Origin of the sequence: Pseudomonas sp. BYT-1, from assembly GCF_023611805.1 — a bacterium.
Classification (GTDB): domain Bacteria; phylum Pseudomonadota; class Gammaproteobacteria; order Pseudomonadales; family Pseudomonadaceae; genus Aquipseudomonas; species Aquipseudomonas guariconensis.
Genome location: NZ_CP072559.1, coordinates 84,046 through 104,324, shown reverse-complemented (window position 1 = coordinate 104,324; position 20,279 = coordinate 84,046). Strand labels below are relative to the sequence as shown.

Here is a 20,279-nt window from a genome sequence, read left to right as displayed (position 1 = left end):
GCATCCTCGATCGCAAGCGGTTCCCATAACCTCCAACGATGGAAGGCCCCCATGAAGCGACCCAACATCCTGTTCATCATGGCCGACCAGATGGCCGCGCCCTTGCTGCCCATCTACAGCTCATCCCCCATCAAGATGCCGCACTTGAGCCGCCTGGCCGAACAGGCGGTGGTGTTCGAAGCTGCGTACTGCAACAGCCCGCTGTGCGCACCCTCGCGTTTCACCCTGGTCAGCGGGCAACTGCCCAGCCGCATTGGTGCCTACGACAACGCTGCGGATTTCCCAGCCGACGTGCCCACTTATGCTCATTACCTGCGTCGCCTGGGCTATCGCACCGCGCTCTCTGGCAAGATGCATTTCTGTGGGCCAGACCAACTGCACGGCTACGAAGAACGACTGACCAGCGACATCTACCCGGCCGACTACGGTTGGGCCGTGAACTGGGACGCACCCGACCTGCGCCCGAGCTGGTACCACAACATGTCCTCGGTACTGCAGGCCGGGCCCTGCGTGCGCACCAACCAACTGGATTTCGATGAAGAGGTGGTGTTCAAGGCCCGCCAGTATCTCTACGACCATGTTCGCGAGGGCGACGGCCGGCCGTTCTGCCTGACCGTCTCCATGACGCACCCCCATGATCCCTACACGATTCCCAAGCACTACTGGGATCTGTACGACGGTGTGGATATCCCCATGCCGCTTGCAACCATTGCCCAAGACGAGCAGGACCCGCACTCCCAACGCCTGCTCAAGGTCTATGACCTGTGGGACAAACCCCTGCCGCCGCACAAGGTCCGCGATGCCCGCCGCGCCTATTTCGGCGCCTGCAGCTATATCGACGACAACATCGGCAAGCTCCTGCAGACCCTGGAGGAATGCGACCTGGCCGAGGACACCCTGATCGTATTTTCCGGTGACCACGGCGACATGCTTGGCGAGCGCGGGCTCTGGTACAAGATGCACTGGTTCGAGATGTCGGCCCGGGTGCCACTTCTGGTGCACGCGCCCAAACGCTTCGCCCCGGCGCGGATCAGCGCCAACGTCTCCACCTGTGACCTGTTACCAACCCTGGTGGAGCTGGCTGGTGGCGCAGTCGAACCAGCCCTGCACCTGGATGGCCGCTCCCTGGTCGGGCACCTGCAAGGGCAGGGTGGGCATGACGAGGTGATCGGCGAATACATGGCCGAGGGCACCGTCGGCCCGCTGATGATGATCCGCCGAGGCCCATACAAGTTCGTGTACAGCGAGGACGACCCATGTCTACTCTATGACCTGAGCCGCGACCCGCACGAGCGGGAGAACCTCACCGGCAGCCCGGATCATCAGGCGCTGCTGCAGGCATTTGTCGATCAAGCCCGCCAACGCTGGGACATTCCCGTCCTGCGCCAGCAAGTGCTGGCCAGCCAGCGCCGTCGTCGTCTGGTGGCAGAGGCGCTTTCCATCGGCAAGCTCAAAAGCTGGGACCACCAACCCTGGGTGGACGCCAGCCAACAGTACATGCGCAACCACATCGATCTCGACGACCTCGAGCGCAAGGCACGTTATCCACAGCCCGCACCCCTGGATTGAGCAGAGAGACCGCCATGAAGAAGTTCTCCACCGCCCTGATCGCCCTGGCCCTGGGCCTGACCGCCATCCCGGCCCACGCCGACAGCGATAGCCAATGCACCACCGTCAAAATGGCCGACCCCGGCTGGAGCGACATCGCCTCCACCAATGCCGTGGCCCGCCTGCTCCTGGAGAGCCTCGGCTACCAGGTGAAGATCGACAACCTGGCCGTACCGATCATCTTCGGCGGCCTCAAGGACGGCCAGGTGGATGCCTTCCTAGGCAACTGGATGCCCGCGCAGCAGGGCTTTCACGACAAGTTCGTCGCCAACGGCGACGTGCAGCGTCTGGCGCGCAACCTTGAAGGTACGCAATTCACCCTCGCGGTGCCGGATTACGTCTGGGAGGCCGGCGTGAAAGACTTCGCTGACCTGCAAAAACATGTCGACGCGTTCGGCAACAAGCTCTACGGCATCGGCTCCGGGGCACCGGCCAACCTGTCGCTCAAAGAAATCATCGGCAAGAACGCCTTCGGCCTGGGGCAGTGGAAGCTCGTCGAATCCAGCGAACAGGCGATGCTGGCTCAGGTCCAGCGTGCGGTGCAGAAAAAACAGTTCATCACCTTCCTCGGCTGGACACCGCACCCGATGAACGTGAAGCTCAAGATGCATTATTTGACCGGCGGCGAGCAGTGGTTCGGCGATAAGGGGGAGGTGTACACCCTGGTGCGCAAGGGTTATCCACAGGCCTGCCCAAATGCAGCGAAACTGCTGGGCAACCTGCGCTTCAGTCTGGAGATGGAAAACAGCATCATGGCCGAGGTTGTGGACAAGAAGGTGAGTTTCGATGAAGCGGCCAAGGCCTGGGTGAAGGCGCATCCAGAATCGTTGAACACTTGGCTGGCCGGGGTGACCACCAAAGAAGGTGGGGATGCCCAAGAGGCTGTAAAAGCTAGACTTTGATCCGCTGAGCGACCATAACCCCTGTGGACACGGGTATGCCCGCGCCCACAGGGCTGGTGAAAAATCTCCAGGAATCTGTACTCCCCATGCCCCACCTGAGCCACCTGCTGCCCTTCCTCACTTGGCTCCCCCGTCAATCGGGCCGCAGCCTGCGCCAGGACCTGCTGGTGGGCCTCAGCGGCGCGATCCTCGCGCTGCCGCAATCGATCGCCTACGCCCTGATCGCCGGCCTGCCCGCCGAATATGGCCTGTACGCCGCCATCGTGCCGGTGCTGGTGGCCTGCCTGTGGGGCTCGTCCTGGCACTTGATCTGCGGCCCGACCGCAGCCATCTCCATCGTGCTTTACGCCAGCATCAGCCCGCTTGCCGTGGCTGGTAGCGACGATTACATCACCTTGGTGCTTCTGCTGACCTTCCTAGGCGGCGTGTTCCAGCTATTGCTGGGGATGCTGCGTTTCGGCGCGCTGGTCAATTTCGTCTCCCACTCCGTGGTGCTCGGGTTCACCTTGGGCGCTGCGGTGGTGATCGCCCTCGGTCAGTTGCCCAACCTCATGGGCATGGACCTGCCCAGCCAGGCCACGGCGCTGCGCACATTGCACGACTTGCTCAACCATGCCGGCGAGGTCGACCTGCCGTCGCTGGCCATGGGCCTGGCGACCCTGCTGATCGGTGTAGTGCTCAAGCTCTGGCGCCCACGCTGGCCCAGCCTGTTGATCAGCCTGGTGGTGGTCAGCGTCATTGCCTGGCTGCTGCCGAGCGTCTTTGGTCACGTGCCCAGGGTGCCTGCCTTCGTTGGCCAGTTGCCGCCCTTGAGCCCGTTGCCGCTGCTGGATTTGGAACTGATCCTGCGCCTGCTGCCCAGCGCCGTGGCGGTGGGCATGCTCGGGCTGGTGACCAGCCTGTCGATTGCCCGGTCGTTGTCGGCGCGCTCCGAGCAGTTGATCGACGCCAATCAGGAGATCCGTGCCCAGGGCCTGTCGAACATGGTCGGCGCGCTGTTTTCCGGTTATCTGTCATCGGGCTCGTTCACCCGCTCAGGCTTGAGCTACGACGCAGGCGCCCGTTCGCCATTGGCCGGGGTGTTCTCGGCATTGTGGGTGGCCCTGTTCGCCGTCACCGGCGCCGGGCTGATCGCACACCTGCCGATTCCAGCCATGGCCGGCAGCATTCTGCTGATCTGTTGGGGGTTGGTGGATCACCGGGCCATCCGCTCGCTGTTTCGGGTCAGCCGCTCGGAGTTTCTCGTCATGGCGTTGACTGCCGCCGCCACTTTGCTGCTGGAATTGCAGACTGCGATCTATGCGGGCGTGCTGGCATCGCTGTTCTTCTATCTCAAGCGCACCTCGCGGCCACAGGTGCAACAGAGCCGGGAAGGGGGGGTCGATGTGCTGCGAGTGGGCGGGTCGATTTTCTTCGGCGCCGCTCATTATCTGCAGGTGCGCCTGCAACGCTGCCAAGGGCCGCAGGTCGTGATCGACGCTCGGCAGATCAATTTCATCGACTACTCAGGGGTGGACATGCTGCACCGCGAAGCGCGGCGACTGAAGCGTAATGGCGGGAGCCTCACCTTGCATCGTGCCAGGCCGCAGGTGATCGAAGAATTGCAAAAGCTTGAAGGCGCCGCGCTGTGCCCGATCCGCTTCGAAGAGTGATGAGGGCCGCTGTGCGGCCCAACTCTGTCAGCCTCGCGCCAACTGCCGCCGGAGCTCATCCAACACAGGTGCCGTATCCGGCCGCACCCCACGCCAGGTGAAGAACGCCTCGGCCGCCTGCTCGGCCAGCATCCCCAGCCCATCGAGCACCTTGGCCGCGCCCAACCGGGTGGCCCACTGGCAGAACGGCGTCGGCTCCTTGCCATACATCATGTCGTAGCAGACCGTGCGCCCCGGCTCGACCAAGCTGTCGGCAATCGGCGGCAACTCACCCGCCAGGCTCGCCGAGGTGGCATTGATGATCAGGTCCACCGGCTCCTGCAACCAGGCAAAACCACTGGCCACCACCGGCCCCAGGTCATCGAACTCCCGGGCCAGTTGCTCGGCCTTTTCCACCGTGCGGTTGGCGATCACCAGCGACTGCGGGTGATGCGCCAAAATTGGCTGCAACACGCCGCGCACCGCACCACCGGCACCAAGAATCAGGATGCGCTTGCCGGCAAGCTCCACGCCGGCATTGACCGTCAGGTCCCGCACCAGGCCGGCGCCATCGGTGTTGTCGCCCTGTAGCGTGCCGTCGGCCAGTTTGCTCAAGGTGTTCACGGCACCTGCACGCTGGGCCCGTGGCGTGAGGCTGTCGCACAGGCGGAAGGCTTCTTCCTTGAACGGCACGGTGACGTTGGCCCCCGCGCCTTGCTTGAAGAAGCCGCGGGCGCAATCGCTGAAATCATCCAGCGGGGCCAGCAGGGTGCTGTATTCCAAGTCCTGGCCGGTCTGGTCGGCGAACAGGCGGTGGATCAACGGCGACTTGCTGTGGCCGATGGGGTTACCGAAAACGACGTATTGGTCCATGGGAACTCCTCGTTATCCACAGGCTTACTGATTGAGCCAGTCACGGTCCTGCAGGAAGTACTCGGTCAGGCGCGCTTCCTCGCTGCCCGGCTCGGGTTTCCAGTCATAGCCCCAGCGGACCTGCGGCGGCAGCGACATGAGAATCGACTCGGTGCGACCGCCCGATTGCAGGCCGAACAAGGTGCCGCGGTCGTAGACCAGGTTGAATTCCACATAACGCCCCCGGCGGAACTCTTGGAACTCGCGCTGTGCGGGGGTGTACGGCGTGGCCTTGCGGCGCTGGACGATCGGCAGGTAGGCCTCGATGTAGGCATCGCCGATGGCGCGCAGGAAGGCGAAGCAGGTGTCGAAGTCCCACTCGTTCAGGTCATCGAAGAACAGCCCGCCAATGCCCCGTGGCTCGCCCCGGTGCTTGAGGTGGAAGTACCGGTCGCACCAGGCCTTGTAGCGCGGGTACACATCGGCGCCGAACGGCGCGCAGGCCTGCTCGGCGACCCGGTGCCAGTGGATGCAGTCTTCTTCGTTGCCGTAGTAAGGCGTCAGGTCGAAACCACCGCCGAACCACCACACCGGCTCCTCGCCTTCCTTCTCGGCGATGAAGAACCGCACGTTGGCGTGGGAGGTAGGCACATGTGGGTTGTGCGGGTGGATCACCAGCGACACGCCCAACGCCTCGAAACCACGGCCGGCGAGCTCCGGGCGGTGGGCACTGGCCGACGGCGGCAGGCCGGCACCGAACACGTGGGAGAAGTTAACACCACCCTTTTCGATCACCTTGCCTTCACCGATCACCCGCGTGCGGCCACCGCCCCCGGCTTCGCGCACCCAGGCATCCTCGACGAAGCGGGCGCCGCCGTCTTCGTTTTCGAGGGCAGAGCAGATGCGGTCTTGCAGGTCGAGCAGGTAGGCTTTCACGGCCTCGGTGCGGCTGGTCATCGGGTCACCTGGAAGGAGCGGAAAAATGTGCCGGCTAGCATACCATCGGCGCAAGCTACGCCGCAGTTGACGGCGATCAAGCAAAGGCGTCCGATAGAAGGTCTTCCCGATTCCCAGACAACGGAGTGTGAGATGGCCAAGCGTATCCAGTTCAACCAGCACGGCGGCCCGGAAGTCCTGCAGCTGGTCGAGTTCGAACCCGCTCCTCCGGGCCCGCAACAGGTCCGCGTGCGCAACCACGCGATCGGGCTGAACTTCATCGACACCTATTTTCGCAGCGGCCTGTACGCGCCGCCCGCGCTGCCCTCAGGCCTGGGCACCGAAGCTGCCGGCGTGATCGACGCGGTCGGCGAAGGCGTCAGCCGGCTGAAAGTGGGCGATCGCGTGGCTTATGCCGGCGGGCCGCTGGGCGCCTATAGCGAGGTGCACACCCTGCCAGAGGCCAACGTGGTCTTGTTGCCGGAGGCCATCAGCTTCGAACAAGCCGCCGCAGTGATGCTCAAGGGCCTGACCACCCAATACCTGCTCAAGCAGACCTACGCCGTGCAACCGGGCGATTTCATCCTGTTCCATGCTGCTGCCGGTGGCGTGGGCTCATTGGCCTGCCAGTGGGCGAAAGCCCTGGGTGCCAAGCTGATCGGCACGGTCAGTTCCGCCGAAAAAGCCGAGCGCGCCAAGGCTCTGGGCGCCTGGGCGACCATCGATTACAGCCATGAGGACGTGGCCAAGCGCGTGCTGGAGCTGACCGACGGCCAGAAGTGCGCGGTGGTCTATGACGGTGTGGGCGCCGACACCTGGCTCACTTCGCTGGACTGCCTGCGTCCACGCGGCTTGATGGTGAGCTTCGGCAATGCGTCGGGCGCAGTGACCGGGGTGAACCTTGGGATCCTCTCGCAAAAGGGCTCGCTGTACGTGACCCGGCCGACCTTGGGCAGCTATGCCAACAATGCCGAGAACACCCAGGCCATGGCCGACGATTTGTTCGGCATGATCAGCAGCGGCAAGTTGGTTGTGGATATCCAGCAGCGGTATCCGCTGAGCGAAGCGGCCAAGGCCCAGACGGAGCTGTCGGCACGCAGAACCGTTGGCTCGACTGTGCTGCTGCCCTGATCCGAGGCCGTTACGCGGTGGGTTGATTCAGAACGCCACCGGTGGGGAGCGGTTTTACCCGCTCCCACAGCGCCCACCGCTTAGCCGGCGGTCCTGATGGTTGCCGGCGCCGACTCGATGCCATCGAGCATCGCCTCCACCAAGCCCTCTGCCATTTCAATCGCGTGCAGGTTCGACCAGTACATGCCGCGGCCTGACTCGTGCAGGTGTTCGAGTGCCTGCAGGCCAGTCTCGTAGGCGCAGCGCAGGTAAAGCGCTACGTGGACGAGGGCGTCGTGGGCAGAGATGTCACGGTTTGTGGAGAAGAGGGGAGGATGACCGGCGTCGCAGCGGCCGAAAGGGCGAGATGTGGTGTTGGGTAGAGGTGGATCAGGGACAAGCTTTTTCATGGGAACCTACCTGTTGGCGCCAGCACTCAATCCGTTACCACACGAATTAGGTGGCAGCTGTACGCAGGGTGGTAAACCGGCGGTTCCCAATCCGGCAGGCTCGAAAGCCTCCCGCGCACAGCCGCCATGGACTGCCACGGAGAACCTAGACTGCCGGGTTACCACACCCGATCACCAAGTTATTTGGCGACGGTCTGGAGCCTAGAGGCATGGGTTCCCTGCCGGAAGGTGACGGCAGCTGACGGATAGGTAGGGTATTTCCCTAAATTCCAGCTGGACAGCCGGGCGGAGGAAATCAGAAAAGTCCTGCAATACCTAAGGGCCGCGTGGCGATCCATCGCCGGGCCCTCCCTGGGTCAGCCGGCCCGAACGACCTCGCCTGTCACCAGGTCGCGAATCACGCTCGGATTCTTTCGCCCACCCAGCGCTCCGCCGAGCACCAGGTCCAATTGGCCATGGAAATACTGCTCCACCCGCAACCGGCTCTTGGCCGCCGGGCGCCCGCCTGGGTTGCACGAGGTGGAAATCAGCGGCCCGACCAGCGCGCACAGCTCGCGCACCAAGGGGTGATCGCTGACCCGCAGGGCTACGGTGTCGTGCATCCCGGTCACCCATTCAGGCAACAGGTCCTGGTGCGGTACCAGCCAGGTGTTCGGCCCAGGCCAAGTACTGCCCATGCGGTCGATCCAGTCCTGTGGAAAATCCTCGAACAGGAAATCGAACTGTCGAATGTTGTCAGCGACCAGAATCAGCCCTTTATCCACAGGCCGCGACTTGAGCGCCAGCAGGCGATACACCGCGTCCTCGTTCCATGGGTCGCAGCCCAAGCCCCAGACCGCTTCTGTCGGATAGGCGATGACCGCACCTGCCCGAATCTCACGTGCGGCTTGTTGCACACGCCAACTGCTCACCATTTTGTCTCTCCGCATTTAAGCCTGATGCGCAGTGTACTTAGCTGTTTCGGGCAAACCAACGCCCAGCTTCGTTGCTCACCCGCCCACCCAGCTCCAGTTCCGTGAGGCTGGCCAGCACCTGGGCCAGGGGCTGCCCGCTGCTGTGGGCCAGGGCTTCGCTGGTCTGGGGCGCGGCATGCAGCAGGGCGAGCAATGGGTGGTCCGAGTTTTCCACAGGTGCAGGGGGCAGGTTTTGCCAGCCTTTGAGGCTGTCGAGGATCTGCTCAACGCTTTCAACCAGCAACGCACCGTCGCGGATCAGCTGATGGCAGCCCTTGGAGCCGGGGTGGTGGATCGAACCGGGAATGGCGTACACCTCCCGGCCTTGCTCGGCCGCCAGTCGCGCGGTGATCAGCGAACCACTGGCCAGACTCGCCTCGACCACTAGCACTCCTAGCGACAGACCGCTGATGATCCGGTTGCGTCGGGGAAAATTCGCGGCATGCGGATTGGCATCCAAGGGAAACTCCGACACCAGCGCACTGCCACCTTCGATCATGTCCCGGGCCAGCTCGCGATGGCGCTGTGGATAAAGTTTTTGCAGACCCGTGCCGAGCACGCCGATGGTGTGCCCACCGGCCTGCAATGCCGCCCGATGAGCGGCACCATCGACCCCCAGAGCCAACCCGCTGGTGATGGTGAAACCGGCCTGGGCAAGACACCGGGAAAACGCCTTTGCGGTGTCCAGCGCAGGGGGCGTTGCGCGGCGACTGCCGACGACGGCCAGCTGCGGCCGCTCGAGCAATGTAGGGTCGCCGGCCACGAAGAGCAGCGGCGGGGCTGTGTCCGTCTCAGCAAGCAGCGCGGGATACGAAGGGGCGTCCCACATCAGCAAATGCTGGCCCGGACGCTCTAGCCAGGCCATTGCGGCGGCAGCGCCGTCACGAACTTCGGCGCTGCGACGGGCCTCGGCACAGGCCGCCGGCAAGCCCAGCGCACGCCAAGCGCTGGCGGGAGCTGTGAGGGCCGAAGCGGCATCGCCGAAGGCATCGATCAGGGCGTGGAAACGTCGCGGGCCCACCTCGGGCAGCTGATGCAAACGCAGACGCGCCTCGAGTTCGGCAGGTGGACAGGCGGGCACAACAGGCATGTTCATGGCGGATCATCCTTGATCGGCAAGGGGTCATCCACGTGGCACAACCTGTGGATAACTTTGTTGATAACACTTTGACAAGCTGTCCATGGAATGGACCTGATGCAGTCCTTTCACACCCTAGCCGAGCTTTGCCAGGTGCCGAATGCCCCGATTCCCTTTATTATGTGTGCTCAGTTTTCAACCGAACGCACAGTGACTGCCTGACCTTATGGCCATCTTGAACATTCTCGAATTCCCGGACCCGCGCCTGCGCACCATCGCCAAACCGGTGACGGAGTTCGACGACGCCCTGCGTCAGCTGATCGACGACATGTTTGAAACCATGTACGAAGCCCCTGGCATCGGCCTGGCCGCCACCCAGGTCAATGTGCACAAGCAGGTCGTGGTCATGGACCTCAGCGAAGACCGCAGCGAGCCGCGCGTCTTCATCAACCCCAGCGTCGAAGAGCTGACCCACGACATGGGCCAGTACCAGGAAGGCTGCCTGTCGGTGCCGGGCTTCTACGAGAACGTCGACCGTCCCCTGCGTGTACGGGTCAAGGCCCAGGACCGCGACGGCAAGCCGTTCGAGCTGGAATGCGAAGGCCTGCTGGCAGTGTGCGTGCAACACGAGTTCGATCACCTCAACGGCAAGCTGTTCGTCGACTACCTGTCACAGCTCAAACGCGACCGGATCAAGAAGAAGCTGGAAAAGCAGCACCGCCAGCAAGCCTGATCCCCACCTTCCAGAAGGCTTGCTTCGGCAAGCCTTTTTCTTTTTCAAAGCGAGAACTCCATGCGCATCGTCTTCGCAGGCACCCCAGAGTTTGCCGCCGAACACCTCAAAGCCCTGCTCGACAGCCCCTACGAAGTAGTGGCCGTCTACACCCAGCCCGACCGTCCGGCTGGCCGTGGCCAGAAACTCATGCCCTCGGCGGTCAAGCAGCTGGCCGTTGAAAACGCCATCCCGGTGTACCAACCGCAGAGCCTGCGCAACGCCGAGGCCCAGGCGGAGCTTGCCGCGCTCAAGCCAGACCTGATGGTGGTAGTCGCCTACGGCTTGATCCTGCCTCAGGTGGTGCTGGATATCCCGCGCCTGGGCTGCATCAACAGCCACGCCTCTCTGCTGCCGCGCTGGCGCGGCGCCGCGCCTATCCAGCGGGCAGTCGAAGCCGGCGATGCCGAAAGCGGCGTGACCGTGATGCGCATGGAGGCCGGCCTGGACACCGGCCCCATGCTGCTCAAGGTCGTGACCCCGATCAGCGCCGAGGACACCGGCGGCACCCTGCACGACCGCCTCGCCCAGATGGGCCCAGGCGCCGTGGTGCAGGCCATTGCAGGCCTGGCAGACGGCAGCTTGCAAGGTGAGGTTCAGGATGACGCTCTGGCCACCTACGCCCACAAGCTGAACAAAGACGAAGCACGCATCGACTGGAAACGCCCAGCCATAGAGCTGGAGCGTCTGATCCGCGCTTTCAACCCGTGGCCGGTGTGCCACAGCACCCTGGACGGCGAGAGCGTCAAGGTCCTGGCTGCGCAGTTGTCCACAGGCAAGGGCAACCCTGGCGAGATCCTTTCCGCCAGCAAGGATGGCCTGGTGGTCGCCTGCGGCGAAGGCGCCCTGAGCCTGACCCGCCTGCAACTGCCGGGCGGCAAGCCGCTGGCCTTCAGCGACCTGTTCAACAGCCGCCGCGAGAAGTTCGCTAGCGGTAAGGTACTCGGCCAATGAATCCTCGCCTGGCCGCCGCCCGTGCCTTGGCCGCCGTGCTCAGCGGCAAGGCCTCGCTCAACAGCTCGTTGCCCGCGCAACTGGACAAGGTCGAGGAGCGTGATCGCGGCCTGGTCCAGGACCTGGCCTTCGGTACCGCCCGCTGGCAGCCGCGCCTGGATCTGTTGGCCGCCCAGCTGCTGCAAAAGCCCTTCAAGGCCGCCGATGCCGATGTTCAGGCCTTGCTGCTGGTCGGCCTGTACCAGCTGTTCTACACCCGCATTCCGGCCCACGCCGCCATTGGCGAAACCGTCGGTTGCGCCGACAAGCTCAAGAAGCCGTGGGCCAAAGGCTTGCTCAATGCCGTGCTGCGCCGCGCCCAGCGTGAAGGCGAGGCACTGCTCGCCGACATGGAGCGCGACCCGGTGGTGCGCACCGCTCACCCACGTTGGCTGCAAAAGGCGCTCAAGGCATGCTGGCCGCAGCAGTGGGAAGCGATTTGCGCTGCCAACAACGCCCATCCGCCGATGATCCTGCGGGTCAACCGCCGCCACCACAGCCGTGACGCCTACCTGGCGCTATTGACCGAGACCGGCATCAGCGCCAGCCCTTGCCAATACAGTCGCGATGGCATCCTGCTGGCCGAAGCCTGTGACGTGCGCGGCCTGCCAGGCTTTGCCGAGGGCTGGGTCAGCGTGCAGGACGAGGCCGCGCAACTGGCCGCCGACCTCATGGAACTGGCGCCCGGCCAGCGTGTGCTGGACGCCTGCTGCGCCCCGGGCGGCAAGACCTGCCACCTGCTCGAAGCCGAAGCCGGGTTGGCCGAAGTGGTCGCCATCGACCTGGAAGCCAAGCGCCTGGCGCGGGTGCGCGAGAACCTCGACCGCTTGCAGCTGGACGCCCAGCTGATCGTCTGCGATGCCCGCGACACCGCCAGTTGGTGGGACGGCAAGCCGTTCCAGCGCATCCTGCTCGACGCGCCCTGCTCGGCCACCGGCGTCATCCGTCGCCACCCGGACATCAAGCTGACCCGCCAGGCTGACGACATCCCGGCCCTGGCCGCGCTGCAAGGCGAGCTGCTCGATGCCCTGTGGCCGACCCTCGAAGTCGGCGGCATGCTGGTCTACGCCACCTGTTCGAGCCTGCCGACCGAAAACACCGAAGTGATCGAGGCCTTCCTCGCCCGCACCCCCGGTGCCCGCGAGCTGGACCTGGCACTCGAGGCCGGCCTGCGCCAGCCCCACGGCCGCCAGCTGCTGGCCCAGGAGGGCGGCCACGACGGCTTCTACTATGCCAAGCTGATCAAGATCGCCGCCTCGCGCGGATAAGCACAAGGACTAGGAGTAGCGGATGAAGATCATCATCCTCGGCGCAGGGCAGGTGGGCGGCACGCTGGCAGAGCACCTGGCCAGCGAAGCCAACGACATCACCGTGGTCGACACCGACGGCGACCGCCTGCGCGACCTGGGCGACCGCCTGGACATCCGCACCGTGCAAGGCCGCGGCTCGCTGCCTACGGTGCTGCGCCAGGCCGGTGCCGACGACGCCGACATGCTGGTGGCGGTAACCAACAGCGACGAGACCAACATGGTCGCCTGCCAGGTGGCCTATTCGCTGTTCCACACCCCGACCAAGATCGCCCGGGTGCGCGAGTCGGCCTACCTGACTCGTGAAGAGCTGTTCGACAACGACCACATCCCGGTGGATGTGCTGATCAGCCCGGAACAGGTGGTGACCAACTACATCAAACGCCTGATCGAGCACCCCGGCTCCCTGCAGGTGATCGACTTCGCCGACGGCAAGGCGCAACTGGTGGCGGTCAAGGCCTACTACGGCGGCCCACTGGTGGGCCAGCAGCTGCGCCAGATCCGCGCCCACATGCCCAACGTCGATACCCGTGTGGCGGCCATCTTCCGTCGCGACCGCCCCATCACGCCGCGAGGCGATACGGTGATCGAAGCCGATGACGAAGTCTTCTTCATTGCCGCGCGCAAGGACATCCGCGCGGTGATGGGCGAGCTGCGCCGCATCGATGAAAGCAACAAGCGCGTGGTCATCGCCGGGGGCGGGCAGATCGGCGAACGCTTGGCCGAGGCCATCGAAAGCCGTTACCAGGTGAAGATCATCGAGATGAGCCCGACCCGCTGCCGCCATCTCTCCGACACCCTGGAAAGCACCGTGGTGCTGCAGGGCAGCGCCTCGGACAAGGACCTGATGCTCGAGGAGAACATCGCCGACGCCGACATCTTCCTGGCCCTGACCAACGACGATGAGGCCAATATCATGTCCTCGTTGCTGGCCAAGCGCCTGGGTGCACGCAAGGTGATGACCATCATCAACAACCCGGCCTATGTCGACCTGGTCCAGGGCGGCGATATCGACATCGCCATCAGCCCGCAGCTGGCTACCATCGGTACGCTGTTGGCCCACGTGCGCCGCGGCGACATCGTCAGCGTGCACTCGCTGCGCAGGGGCGCGGCGGAGGCCATCGAGGCGGTCGCGCATGGCGATGCCAAGTCGAGCAAAGTGATCGGCAAGGCCATCGAAGACATCGCCCTACCGCCAGGCACGACCATCGGCGCGATCATCCGCGACGAGCAAGTGCTGATCGCCCACGACGACACAGTGATCGAAGCGGGTGATCATGTGATCCTGTTCGTTGTGGATAAAAAGCACATCCGTGACGTGGAAAAGCTGTTCCACGTCGGCCTGAGTTTCTTCTAGGGAGAAAACGGCATGCGCGAATCGCTGGAAAAGATGTTGGCCAAGGGTGTGGATAACGCCCTGCTACGCTTTGGCCTGGGCAAGGCGTGGCTCGATGAAGGCAACGGTGCCGAGGCGGCGGTGCACTTGGCGCGCTGCGTGGAGCACGATCCGAAGTACTCGGCGGCCTGGAAGCTGCTGGGCAAGGCCTACCAGCTACAGGGCGACCTGGCGGCGGCGCGCAAGGCCTGGGAGGAGGGGATCGCGGCGGCGCAGGCCCACGGGGACAAGCAGGCCGAGAAGGAGATGGCGGTGTTCCTGAAGAAACTCGACAAGGCAGCAGGTTGACGCGGTCCCTATGGGGGCGGGTAAACCCGCTCCCACAGGGGCCCTGCTGAAACAGGCAGAGTTGTATGGAGCCTGTTCCAGCGGCGGTGGATAACTCAATACCAGCGCGCTTCGCCCGCCGGACGCTTCTTGAAGCGCTTCATGCTCCACATGTACTGGCTTGGATACTCGCGTACGTAACGCTCGACGACCTTGCTCATGGCGGCGGCCGCCACGGTCACATCCTCGCTGTACATCTCCTCGGGCGCAGCTTCCAGGAACACCTTGAAGCCAGAGCCATCCGGCAGACGCAGCGCATGCAGGAACACGCCTACCGCCTTGCCGCCCGCCAGCATGTTGGGCACGAACTTGCTGGTCAACGCCTGGGTGCCGAGAAATGGCACGAACACTCCAGCGGACTCGGCCGGCTCCGGGTCGGCCGGAATTCCCACCTGACCGCCCCGACGCACTTCCTTGATCACGCTGAGGATGCCTTCCTTGGTCGAAGGCGCCACGCGGTTACCCATCTGCACCCGCTGCTCGCGCAGCAGATCATCCACAGCTTTGAGCTTGGGTGGGCGGTAGAAGATGATCGGTTTGCACTGGCTGCAATAGAAGTGGTTCAACACCTCCCAATTGCCCAAGTGACTGGTGATGCCCACAACGCCCTTGCCCGAGGCCAGGGCCTGCTCCAGGACCTCCAGGCCATGCACTTCCTTGATCAGCTCCAGCGAGCGCTGGGGAGGCCAGATCCAGGCGCAGGCGCTTTCGACGAAGGACTTGCCGATGTCCTTCAGTGCACGGCCCACGAGTTGTTCGCGCTCGGCCGGGTTCATTTCCGGGAAGCACTTGGCCAGGTTGATGCGCACCACATTGCGCGAACCGTTGGGGATCTTCCACATGAGCCAGCCGATACCCGCGCCGACCCGCTGCACTGCGCCCCAGGGCAGCTTGGCGAACAGTCGCAGCACCCCGACCATCAGGGCGCCTTTGAATTTTTCCACAGCCGGATTCCTTATTTCTGCAAGGCGGGCATTGTAACGCTTCAGCGCAGCAACGCGGCGTAGCGATCACAGTCGGTGGTGTGGTCCATGACCATGCCGGTGGCCTGCATGAAGGCGTAGCAGATGGTCGGCCCGACGAACGTGAAGCCGGCCTTCTGCAGGGCCTTGCTCATGGCCCGGGCCTCGTCGGTAACCGCTGGCACCTCGCCGCGCGTCTTGAAGTGGTTGATCCTGGGCGCGCCACCGACGAACGACCACAACCACTCGGCCGGGTTATCCACAGCCAGCCAGGCCTGGGCATTGCGCCGCGCGGCCTTGAGCTTGAGGCGATTGCGGATGATCCCCGCGTCGAGCATCAGCTCTTCGATCCGCTCGTCGCTCATCTGCGACAGCTTCACCGGGTCGAAGCCATGCAGTACCTCGCGGTAGCGCTCGCGTTTCTTCAATACCGTGATCCACGAAAGCCCGGCCTGGAACCCTTCGAGTAAAAGCATCTCGAAGAGCAACGCCGGGTCACGCTGAGGCGTTCCCCACTCCTGGTCGTGATAGGCCTGGTACAACGGATCGTCAGTACACCAGAAGCAGCGTGGCATAAGGCTCCATTCCATGGGTAGAGGGCGAGGCGAATCGGGTTATACTCCCGCTCTTTACATCCGCATCCCCAGATACAGGTGAATTTCGTGAGCCAGCCTACGCCAGCCGTGCGTACCTTCCAAGACCTCATCCTCGCCCTGCAGCAATACTGGGCGGAGCAAGGTTGTGTGGTGCTTCAGCCCTACGATATGGAAGTAGGCGCCGGCACTTTCCATACCGCCACTTTCCTGCGCGCCGTCGGCCCGGAAACCTGGAACGCCGCCTATGTGCAGCCTAGCCGTCGCCCAACCGACGGACGGTATGGCGAAAACCCCAACCGCCTGCAGCACTACTACCAGTTCCAGGTGGTGCTCAAGCCGAACCCGGCCAACTTCCAGGAGCTGTACCTCGGCTCGCTGAAGGCGATCGGCCTGGACCCGCTGGTCCACGACATCCGTTTCGTCGAAGACAACTGGGAATCGCCGACCCTCGGCGCCTGGGGCCTGGGTTGGGAAATCTGGCTCAACGGCATGGAAGTGACCCAGTTCACCTACTTCCAGCAGGTCGGTGGCATCGAGTGCTTCCCCGTTACCGGTGAAATCACCTATGGCCTGGAGCGTCTGGCCATGTACATCCAGGGCGTGGACTCGGTCTATGACCTGGTCTGGGCCGACGGCCCGTTCGGCAAGGTCACCTATGGCGACGTGTTCCACCAGAACGAAGTGGAGCAGTCGACTTACAACTTCGAGCACGCCAACGTCGAGAAACTGTTCGAGCTGTTCGACTTCTACGAAAGCGAAGCCAACCGCCTGATCAAGCTGGACCTGCCGCTGCCGACCTACGAAATGGTCCTGAAGGCGTCCCACACCTTCAACCTGCTCGACGCCCGCCGCGCCATCTCGGTGACCGAGCGTCAGCGCTACATCCTGCGCGTGCGTACCCTGGCCCGGGACGTGGCGCAAAGCTATCTGCAAGCCCGCGCACGCCTGGGCTTCCCGATGGCGACCCCTGAACTGCGTGACGAAGTGTTGGCTAAGCTGGAGGCTGCACAATGAGTGCTCAAGATTTTCTGGTCGAACTGGGCACCGAAGAGCTGCCACCGAAGGCCCTCGCCAGCCTCGGCGACGCCTTCCTGGCCGGCATCGAGAAAGGCCTGCAGGCCGCCGGCCTGAACTACACCGGCAAGCAGGTCTATGCTGCCCCGCGCCGTCTGGCCGTGCTGATCCGCCAGCTGGACGTGCAGCAGCCTGACCGCAGCATCAACATCGACGGTCCGCCCCGCCAGGCCGCCTTCGACGCCGAGGGCAACCCGACCCAGGCCGCCCTGGGCTTCGCCAAGAAATGCGGCGTCGACCTGGCCGAGATCGACCAGAGCGGTGCCAAGCTGCGCTTCTCGCAGCACATTCCAGGCAAGGCCACCGCCAGCCTGCTGCCAACCATTGTCGAAGACTCGCTCAACGATCTGCCGATCCCCAAGCGCATGCACTGGGGCGCCAGCCGTGAAGAGTTCGTGCGTCCGACCCAGTGGTTGGTGATGCTGCTCGGTGACCAGGTCGTCGAATGCACCCTCCTGGCCCAGAAAGCCGGTCGCGAATCCCGTGGCCACCGCTTCCACCACCCGGAAAACGTGGTCATCACCATCCCGGCCAACTACGTCGAAGACCTGCGCAAGGCCTACGTGCTGGCCGACTTCGCCGAGCGTCGCGAGCTGATCGCCAAGCGCACCGCGGAGCTGGCGATGCAGCAGGAAGGCACAGCTGTCGTGCCGCCGGCGCTGCTGGACGAAGTGACCGCTCTGGTCGAATGGCCTGTGCCGCTGGTGTGCTCCTTCGAGGAGCGTTTCCTGGAGGTGCCGCAGGAAGCCTTGATCACCACCATGCAGGACAACCAGAAGTACTTCTGCCTGTTGGACAGCGAAGGCAAGCTGCTGCCGCGCTTCATCACCGTGGCCAACGTCGAGAGCCGTGATCCGAAGCAGATCGTGCTGGGCAACGAGAAGGTCGTGCGTCCGCGCCTGACCGACGCCGAGTTCTTCTTCAAGCAGGACAAGAAACAGCCGCTGGAAACCTTCAACGAGCGCCTGAAGAACGTGGTCTTCCAGGCTCAGCTGGGCACTGTCTACGACAAGGCCGAGCGCGTTTCCAAGCTAGCTGCGTTCATCGCTCCGCTGATTGGCGGCAATGCCCAGCGCGCAGGCCGCGCAGGCCTGCTGTCCAAGTGCGACCTGGCCACCGAGATGGTCGGCGAATTCCCTGAGATGCAAGGCGTTGCCGGCTACTACTACGCCCAGAACGATGGCGAGCCGGAAGACGTGGCCCTGGCGCTGAACGAGCAGTACATGCCGCGCGGTGCTGGCGCCGAGCTGCCGCAGACCCTGACCGGTGCCGCCGTGGCCATCGCCGACAAGCTCGACACCTTGGTCGGCATCTTCGGCATCGGCATGCTGCCGACCGGCAGCAAGGACCCCTACGCGCTGCGCCGCGCCGCCCTGGGCGTGCTGCGCATCCTGATCGAGAAGCAGCTGGACCTGGATTTGACCACCGCGGTCGAATTCGCCGTCAAGCAGTACGGTGCCAAGGTCAAGGCCGCCGGCCTGTCCGAGCAGGTGCTGGAGTTCATCTTCGACCGCCTGCGCGCGCGCTACGAAGACGAAGGCATCGACGTCGCCACCTACCTCTCGGTGCGTGCCCTCAAGCCGGGCTCTGCCCTGGACTTCGATCAGCGCGTGCAGGCCGTGCAGGCCTTCCGCAAGCTGCCTGAAGCCGAAGCCCTGGCCGCGGTGAACAAGCGCGTGTCGAACCTGCTGAGCAAAGCCGAAGGCGCCATCGCCGAGCACGTCGAGCCCAAGTACTTCGACAATGCCAACGAGTTCTCCCTGTATTCGGCCATCCAGCAGGCCGACCAAGCCGTGCAACCGATGGCTGCCGCGCGTCAGTACAGCGAGTCGCTGGCCCGCCTGGCCGCCCTGCGTGATCCGGTCGACGCCTTCTTCGAGGCGGTGATGGTCAACGCCGAAGATGCCAAGGTCCGCGCCAACCGTTATGCCCTGCTCAGCCGCCTGCGCGGCCTGTTCCTGGGCGTGGCCGACATCTCGCTGCTGGGGTAAGCCTTGAAACTGCTGATTCTTGATCGAGACGGAGTGATCAACCACGACTCCGACGCCTACATCAAGTCGCTGGATGAATGGATTCCCATTCCGGGCTCGATCGAGGCCATCGCGCAGTTGAGCAAGGCGGGCTGGACGGTGGCCGTGGCCACCAACCAGTCCGGCATCGCCCGCGGCTATTATCCGCTGGCGACCCTGGAGGCCATGCATGCACGCCTGCGCGCGCTAGTGGCCGAGCAAGGGGGAGAGGTGGGTTACATCGTGCATTGCCCGCACGGCCCGGACGACGGTTGCGATTGCCGCAAACCCAAGCCTGGCATGCTGCGGGCGATTGCCGAGCATTATCAGGTCGATCTGGCTGGCGTCTGGTTTGTCGGCGACAGCAAAGGTGACCTGGAGGCCGCCCTGGCCGTCGATGCACAACCTGTGCTGGTGAAGACCGGCAAAGGACAAAGGACGCTGGAAAAAGGCGTTCCGCAAAACACTTTGATTTTCGACGATCTGGCAGCCATCGCCAGAGAACTAATTTAAGTAGTGCGCCCGCTGTAGCGCACTTTTCCTTAGGCGGGCAGGCCCCGCAACGGTACATGCCACTATGTCGATCCTGCAGGCGATCAGAATCTTTCTTTTTTACCTGCTGTTGGGCACCAGTTCGCTGCTGTGGTGCTCGCTGAGTTTCTTCGTCGCACCGTTTCTGCCGTTCCACAAGCGCTACCGGTTCATCAATGTTTACTGGTGCCGCTGCGCCGTATTCCTGGCACGGGTGATCTTGGGCATTCGCTACAAGGTCACCGGCGCCGAGAATGTGCCCAAGGAGCCCTGCGTGATTCTGTCCAACCACCAGAGCACCTGGGAGACGTTCTTCCTGTCCGCCTATTTTTCGCCGCTGAGCCAGGTGCTCAAGCGTGAGCTGCTGTACGTGCCGTTCTTTGGGTGGGCAATGGCGATGCTTCGCCCGATCGCCATCGACCGGAAAAACCCAAAGGAGGCCCTGCGCCAAGTCGCCAGCAAGGGCGACGAGCTGCTCAAGCAGGGCGTGTGGGTACTGATCTTCCCCGAGGGCACCCGGGTCCCCCACGGACAGATCGGAAAGTTTTCCCGAGGCGGCACCGCCCTGGCGGTGAATGCCGGGCTGCCGGTGCTGCCGATCGCGCACAATGCAGGCAAGTTCTGGCCACGTGAAGGTTGGGGCAAGCGCCCGGGGACCATCGAAGTGGTGATCGGCGAGCCGATGTACCCGGTGGGCACTGGCCCGCGGGCGATCGCAGAGCTCAACGACCGCGCCCAGGCCTGGAACGAGGCGGCACAGCGGGCCATGGGATCGCTGCCGCCGGTGGCGGAAAGCCAGGCGGAACACAATGTTTGACGATCTGTGGATAAC

The 20,279-nt window shown here is 64.0% G+C and carries 20 protein-coding genes; 13 read left to right on the top strand and 7 right to left on the bottom strand.

The genetic code is table 11. From position 1 onward, the window contains the following. Positions 1 to 51: 51 nt before the first annotated feature. The 3 genes from betC (at position 52) to J5X93_RS00470 (ending at position 4,162) form a co-directional block, all read left to right on the top strand. Complete coding sequence (gene betC / locus J5X93_RS00480) at positions 52 to 1,569, top strand: choline-sulfatase (RefSeq protein WP_043207615.1); 1,518 nt, start codon at positions 52 to 54, stop codon at positions 1,567 to 1,569. A gap of 14 nt (positions 1,570 to 1,583) precedes the next feature. Then, on the top strand, positions 1,584 to 2,510 hold the full coding sequence (choX, locus tag J5X93_RS00475; protein ID WP_102082100.1) for a choline ABC transporter substrate-binding protein: 927 nt from the start codon (positions 1,584 to 1,586) through the stop codon (positions 2,508 to 2,510). Between the two features lie 86 nt (positions 2,511 to 2,596). Further along, positions 2,597 to 4,162, top strand: a complete 1,566-nt coding sequence (locus J5X93_RS00470) for a SulP family inorganic anion transporter (protein ID WP_250034254.1) — start codon at positions 2,597 to 2,599, stop codon at positions 4,160 to 4,162. A 27-nt stretch (positions 4,163 to 4,189) separates the two neighbouring features. Here the strand turns inward: J5X93_RS00470 and aroE are convergent, their stop codons facing one another. Together aroE and hemF are read right to left on the bottom strand one after the other, a co-directional pair. Further along, positions 4,190 to 5,014, bottom strand: a complete 825-nt coding sequence (gene aroE / locus J5X93_RS00465; protein ID WP_070575653.1) for a shikimate dehydrogenase — start codon at positions 5,012 to 5,014, stop codon at positions 4,190 to 4,192. A gap of 24 nt (positions 5,015 to 5,038) precedes the next feature. Further along, the gene (gene hemF, locus J5X93_RS00460; protein WP_043207607.1) at positions 5,039 to 5,950 is read right to left on the bottom strand and encodes an oxygen-dependent coproporphyrinogen oxidase; all 912 of its coding nucleotides are present in this window, start codon (positions 5,948 to 5,950) and stop codon (positions 5,039 to 5,041) included. Positions 5,951 to 6,082: 132 nt separating this feature from the next. Here hemF and J5X93_RS00455 point away from each other — a divergent pair, with 132 nt between their 5' ends. Next, entirely contained in the window at positions 6,083 to 7,060 is a 978-nt protein-coding gene (locus J5X93_RS00455) for an NADPH:quinone reductase (RefSeq protein WP_250034253.1), read from the top strand. An 80-nt stretch (positions 7,061 to 7,140) separates the two neighbouring features. Here J5X93_RS00455 and J5X93_RS00450 read toward each other — a convergent pair whose 3' ends face one another. From J5X93_RS00450 to dprA, 3 genes are all read right to left on the bottom strand, one after another. Continuing rightward, positions 7,141 to 7,449 (bottom strand): hypothetical protein, encoded by a 309-nt coding sequence (locus J5X93_RS00450; protein ID WP_043207602.1) that lies wholly within the window; start codon positions 7,447 to 7,449, stop codon positions 7,141 to 7,143. 356 nt (positions 7,450 to 7,805) lie between these two features. Then, complete coding sequence (gene tsaC / locus J5X93_RS00445; protein ID WP_043207599.1) at positions 7,806 to 8,363, bottom strand: L-threonylcarbamoyladenylate synthase type 1 TsaC; 558 nt, start codon at positions 8,361 to 8,363, stop codon at positions 7,806 to 7,808. A 37-nt stretch (positions 8,364 to 8,400) separates the two neighbouring features. Then, positions 8,401 to 9,498, bottom strand: coding sequence for a DNA-processing protein DprA (gene dprA / locus J5X93_RS00440; protein WP_372240774.1), 1,098 nt, complete (start codon positions 9,496 to 9,498; stop codon positions 8,401 to 8,403). 208 nt (positions 9,499 to 9,706) lie between these two features. Here dprA and def point away from each other — a divergent pair, with 208 nt between their 5' ends. The 5 genes from def to J5X93_RS00415 are packed head-to-tail and all read left to right on the top strand — an operon-like array spanning position 9,707 to position 14,236. Beyond that, positions 9,707 to 10,213, top strand: coding sequence for a peptide deformylase (def, locus tag J5X93_RS00435; protein ID WP_016394290.1), 507 nt, complete (start codon positions 9,707 to 9,709; stop codon positions 10,211 to 10,213). 60 nt (positions 10,214 to 10,273) lie between these two features. Beyond that, positions 10,274 to 11,206 (top strand): methionyl-tRNA formyltransferase, encoded by a 933-nt coding sequence (gene fmt, locus J5X93_RS00430; protein WP_043207598.1) that lies wholly within the window; start codon positions 10,274 to 10,276, stop codon positions 11,204 to 11,206. Beyond that, positions 11,203 to 12,513, top strand: a complete 1,311-nt coding sequence (rsmB, locus tag J5X93_RS00425) for a 16S rRNA (cytosine(967)-C(5))-methyltransferase RsmB (protein WP_250034252.1) — start codon at positions 11,203 to 11,205, stop codon at positions 12,511 to 12,513. Before fmt ends, rsmB begins: the two co-directional genes overlap by 4 nt. Positions 12,514 to 12,535: 22 nt before the next feature. Next, positions 12,536 to 13,909 carry a Trk system potassium transporter TrkA gene (gene trkA, locus J5X93_RS00420; RefSeq protein WP_043207594.1) on the top strand — a complete coding sequence of 458 codons (1,374 nt, stop codon included), beginning with the start codon at positions 12,536 to 12,538 and terminating at the stop codon, positions 13,907 to 13,909. A gap of 12 nt (positions 13,910 to 13,921) precedes the next feature. Next, entirely contained in the window at positions 13,922 to 14,236 is a 315-nt protein-coding gene (locus tag J5X93_RS00415; RefSeq protein WP_043207591.1) for a tetratricopeptide repeat protein, read from the top strand. Positions 14,237 to 14,331: 95 nt separating this feature from the next. On the opposite strand, the gene J5X93_RS00410 is transcribed toward J5X93_RS00415, so the two are convergent. Both J5X93_RS00410 and J5X93_RS00405 read right to left on the bottom strand, forming a co-directional pair. Then, positions 14,332 to 15,219, bottom strand: a complete 888-nt coding sequence (locus J5X93_RS00410) for a lysophospholipid acyltransferase (protein ID WP_043207587.1) — start codon at positions 15,217 to 15,219, stop codon at positions 14,332 to 14,334. Between the two features lie 41 nt (positions 15,220 to 15,260). Beyond that, a complete protein-coding gene (locus tag J5X93_RS00405; RefSeq protein ID WP_043207586.1) occupies positions 15,261 to 15,812 on the bottom strand; it encodes a DNA-3-methyladenine glycosylase I in 552 nt (183 codons plus the stop codon). 87 nt (positions 15,813 to 15,899) lie between these two features. Between J5X93_RS00405 and glyQ the strand changes: the two genes are divergently transcribed. From glyQ to J5X93_RS00385, 4 genes are all read left to right on the top strand, one after another. Then, positions 15,900 to 16,847 carry a glycine--tRNA ligase subunit alpha gene (gene glyQ / locus J5X93_RS00400; protein WP_043207584.1) on the top strand — a complete coding sequence of 316 codons (948 nt, stop codon included), beginning with the start codon at positions 15,900 to 15,902 and terminating at the stop codon, positions 16,845 to 16,847. After that, positions 16,844 to 18,898, top strand: coding sequence for a glycine--tRNA ligase subunit beta (gene glyS, locus J5X93_RS00395; protein WP_250034251.1), 2,055 nt, complete (start codon positions 16,844 to 16,846; stop codon positions 18,896 to 18,898). Before glyQ ends, glyS begins: the two co-directional genes overlap by 4 nt. Before the next feature lie 3 nt (positions 18,899 to 18,901). Next, positions 18,902 to 19,429 carry a D-glycero-beta-D-manno-heptose 1,7-bisphosphate 7-phosphatase gene (gene gmhB, locus J5X93_RS00390; protein ID WP_043207580.1) on the top strand — a complete coding sequence of 176 codons (528 nt, stop codon included), beginning with the start codon at positions 18,902 to 18,904 and terminating at the stop codon, positions 19,427 to 19,429. Between the two features lie 64 nt (positions 19,430 to 19,493). Beyond that, complete coding sequence (locus J5X93_RS00385) at positions 19,494 to 20,264, top strand: lysophospholipid acyltransferase family protein (protein ID WP_070575627.1); 771 nt, start codon at positions 19,494 to 19,496, stop codon at positions 20,262 to 20,264. The last annotated feature ends 15 nt before the right edge of the window (positions 20,265 to 20,279 follow it).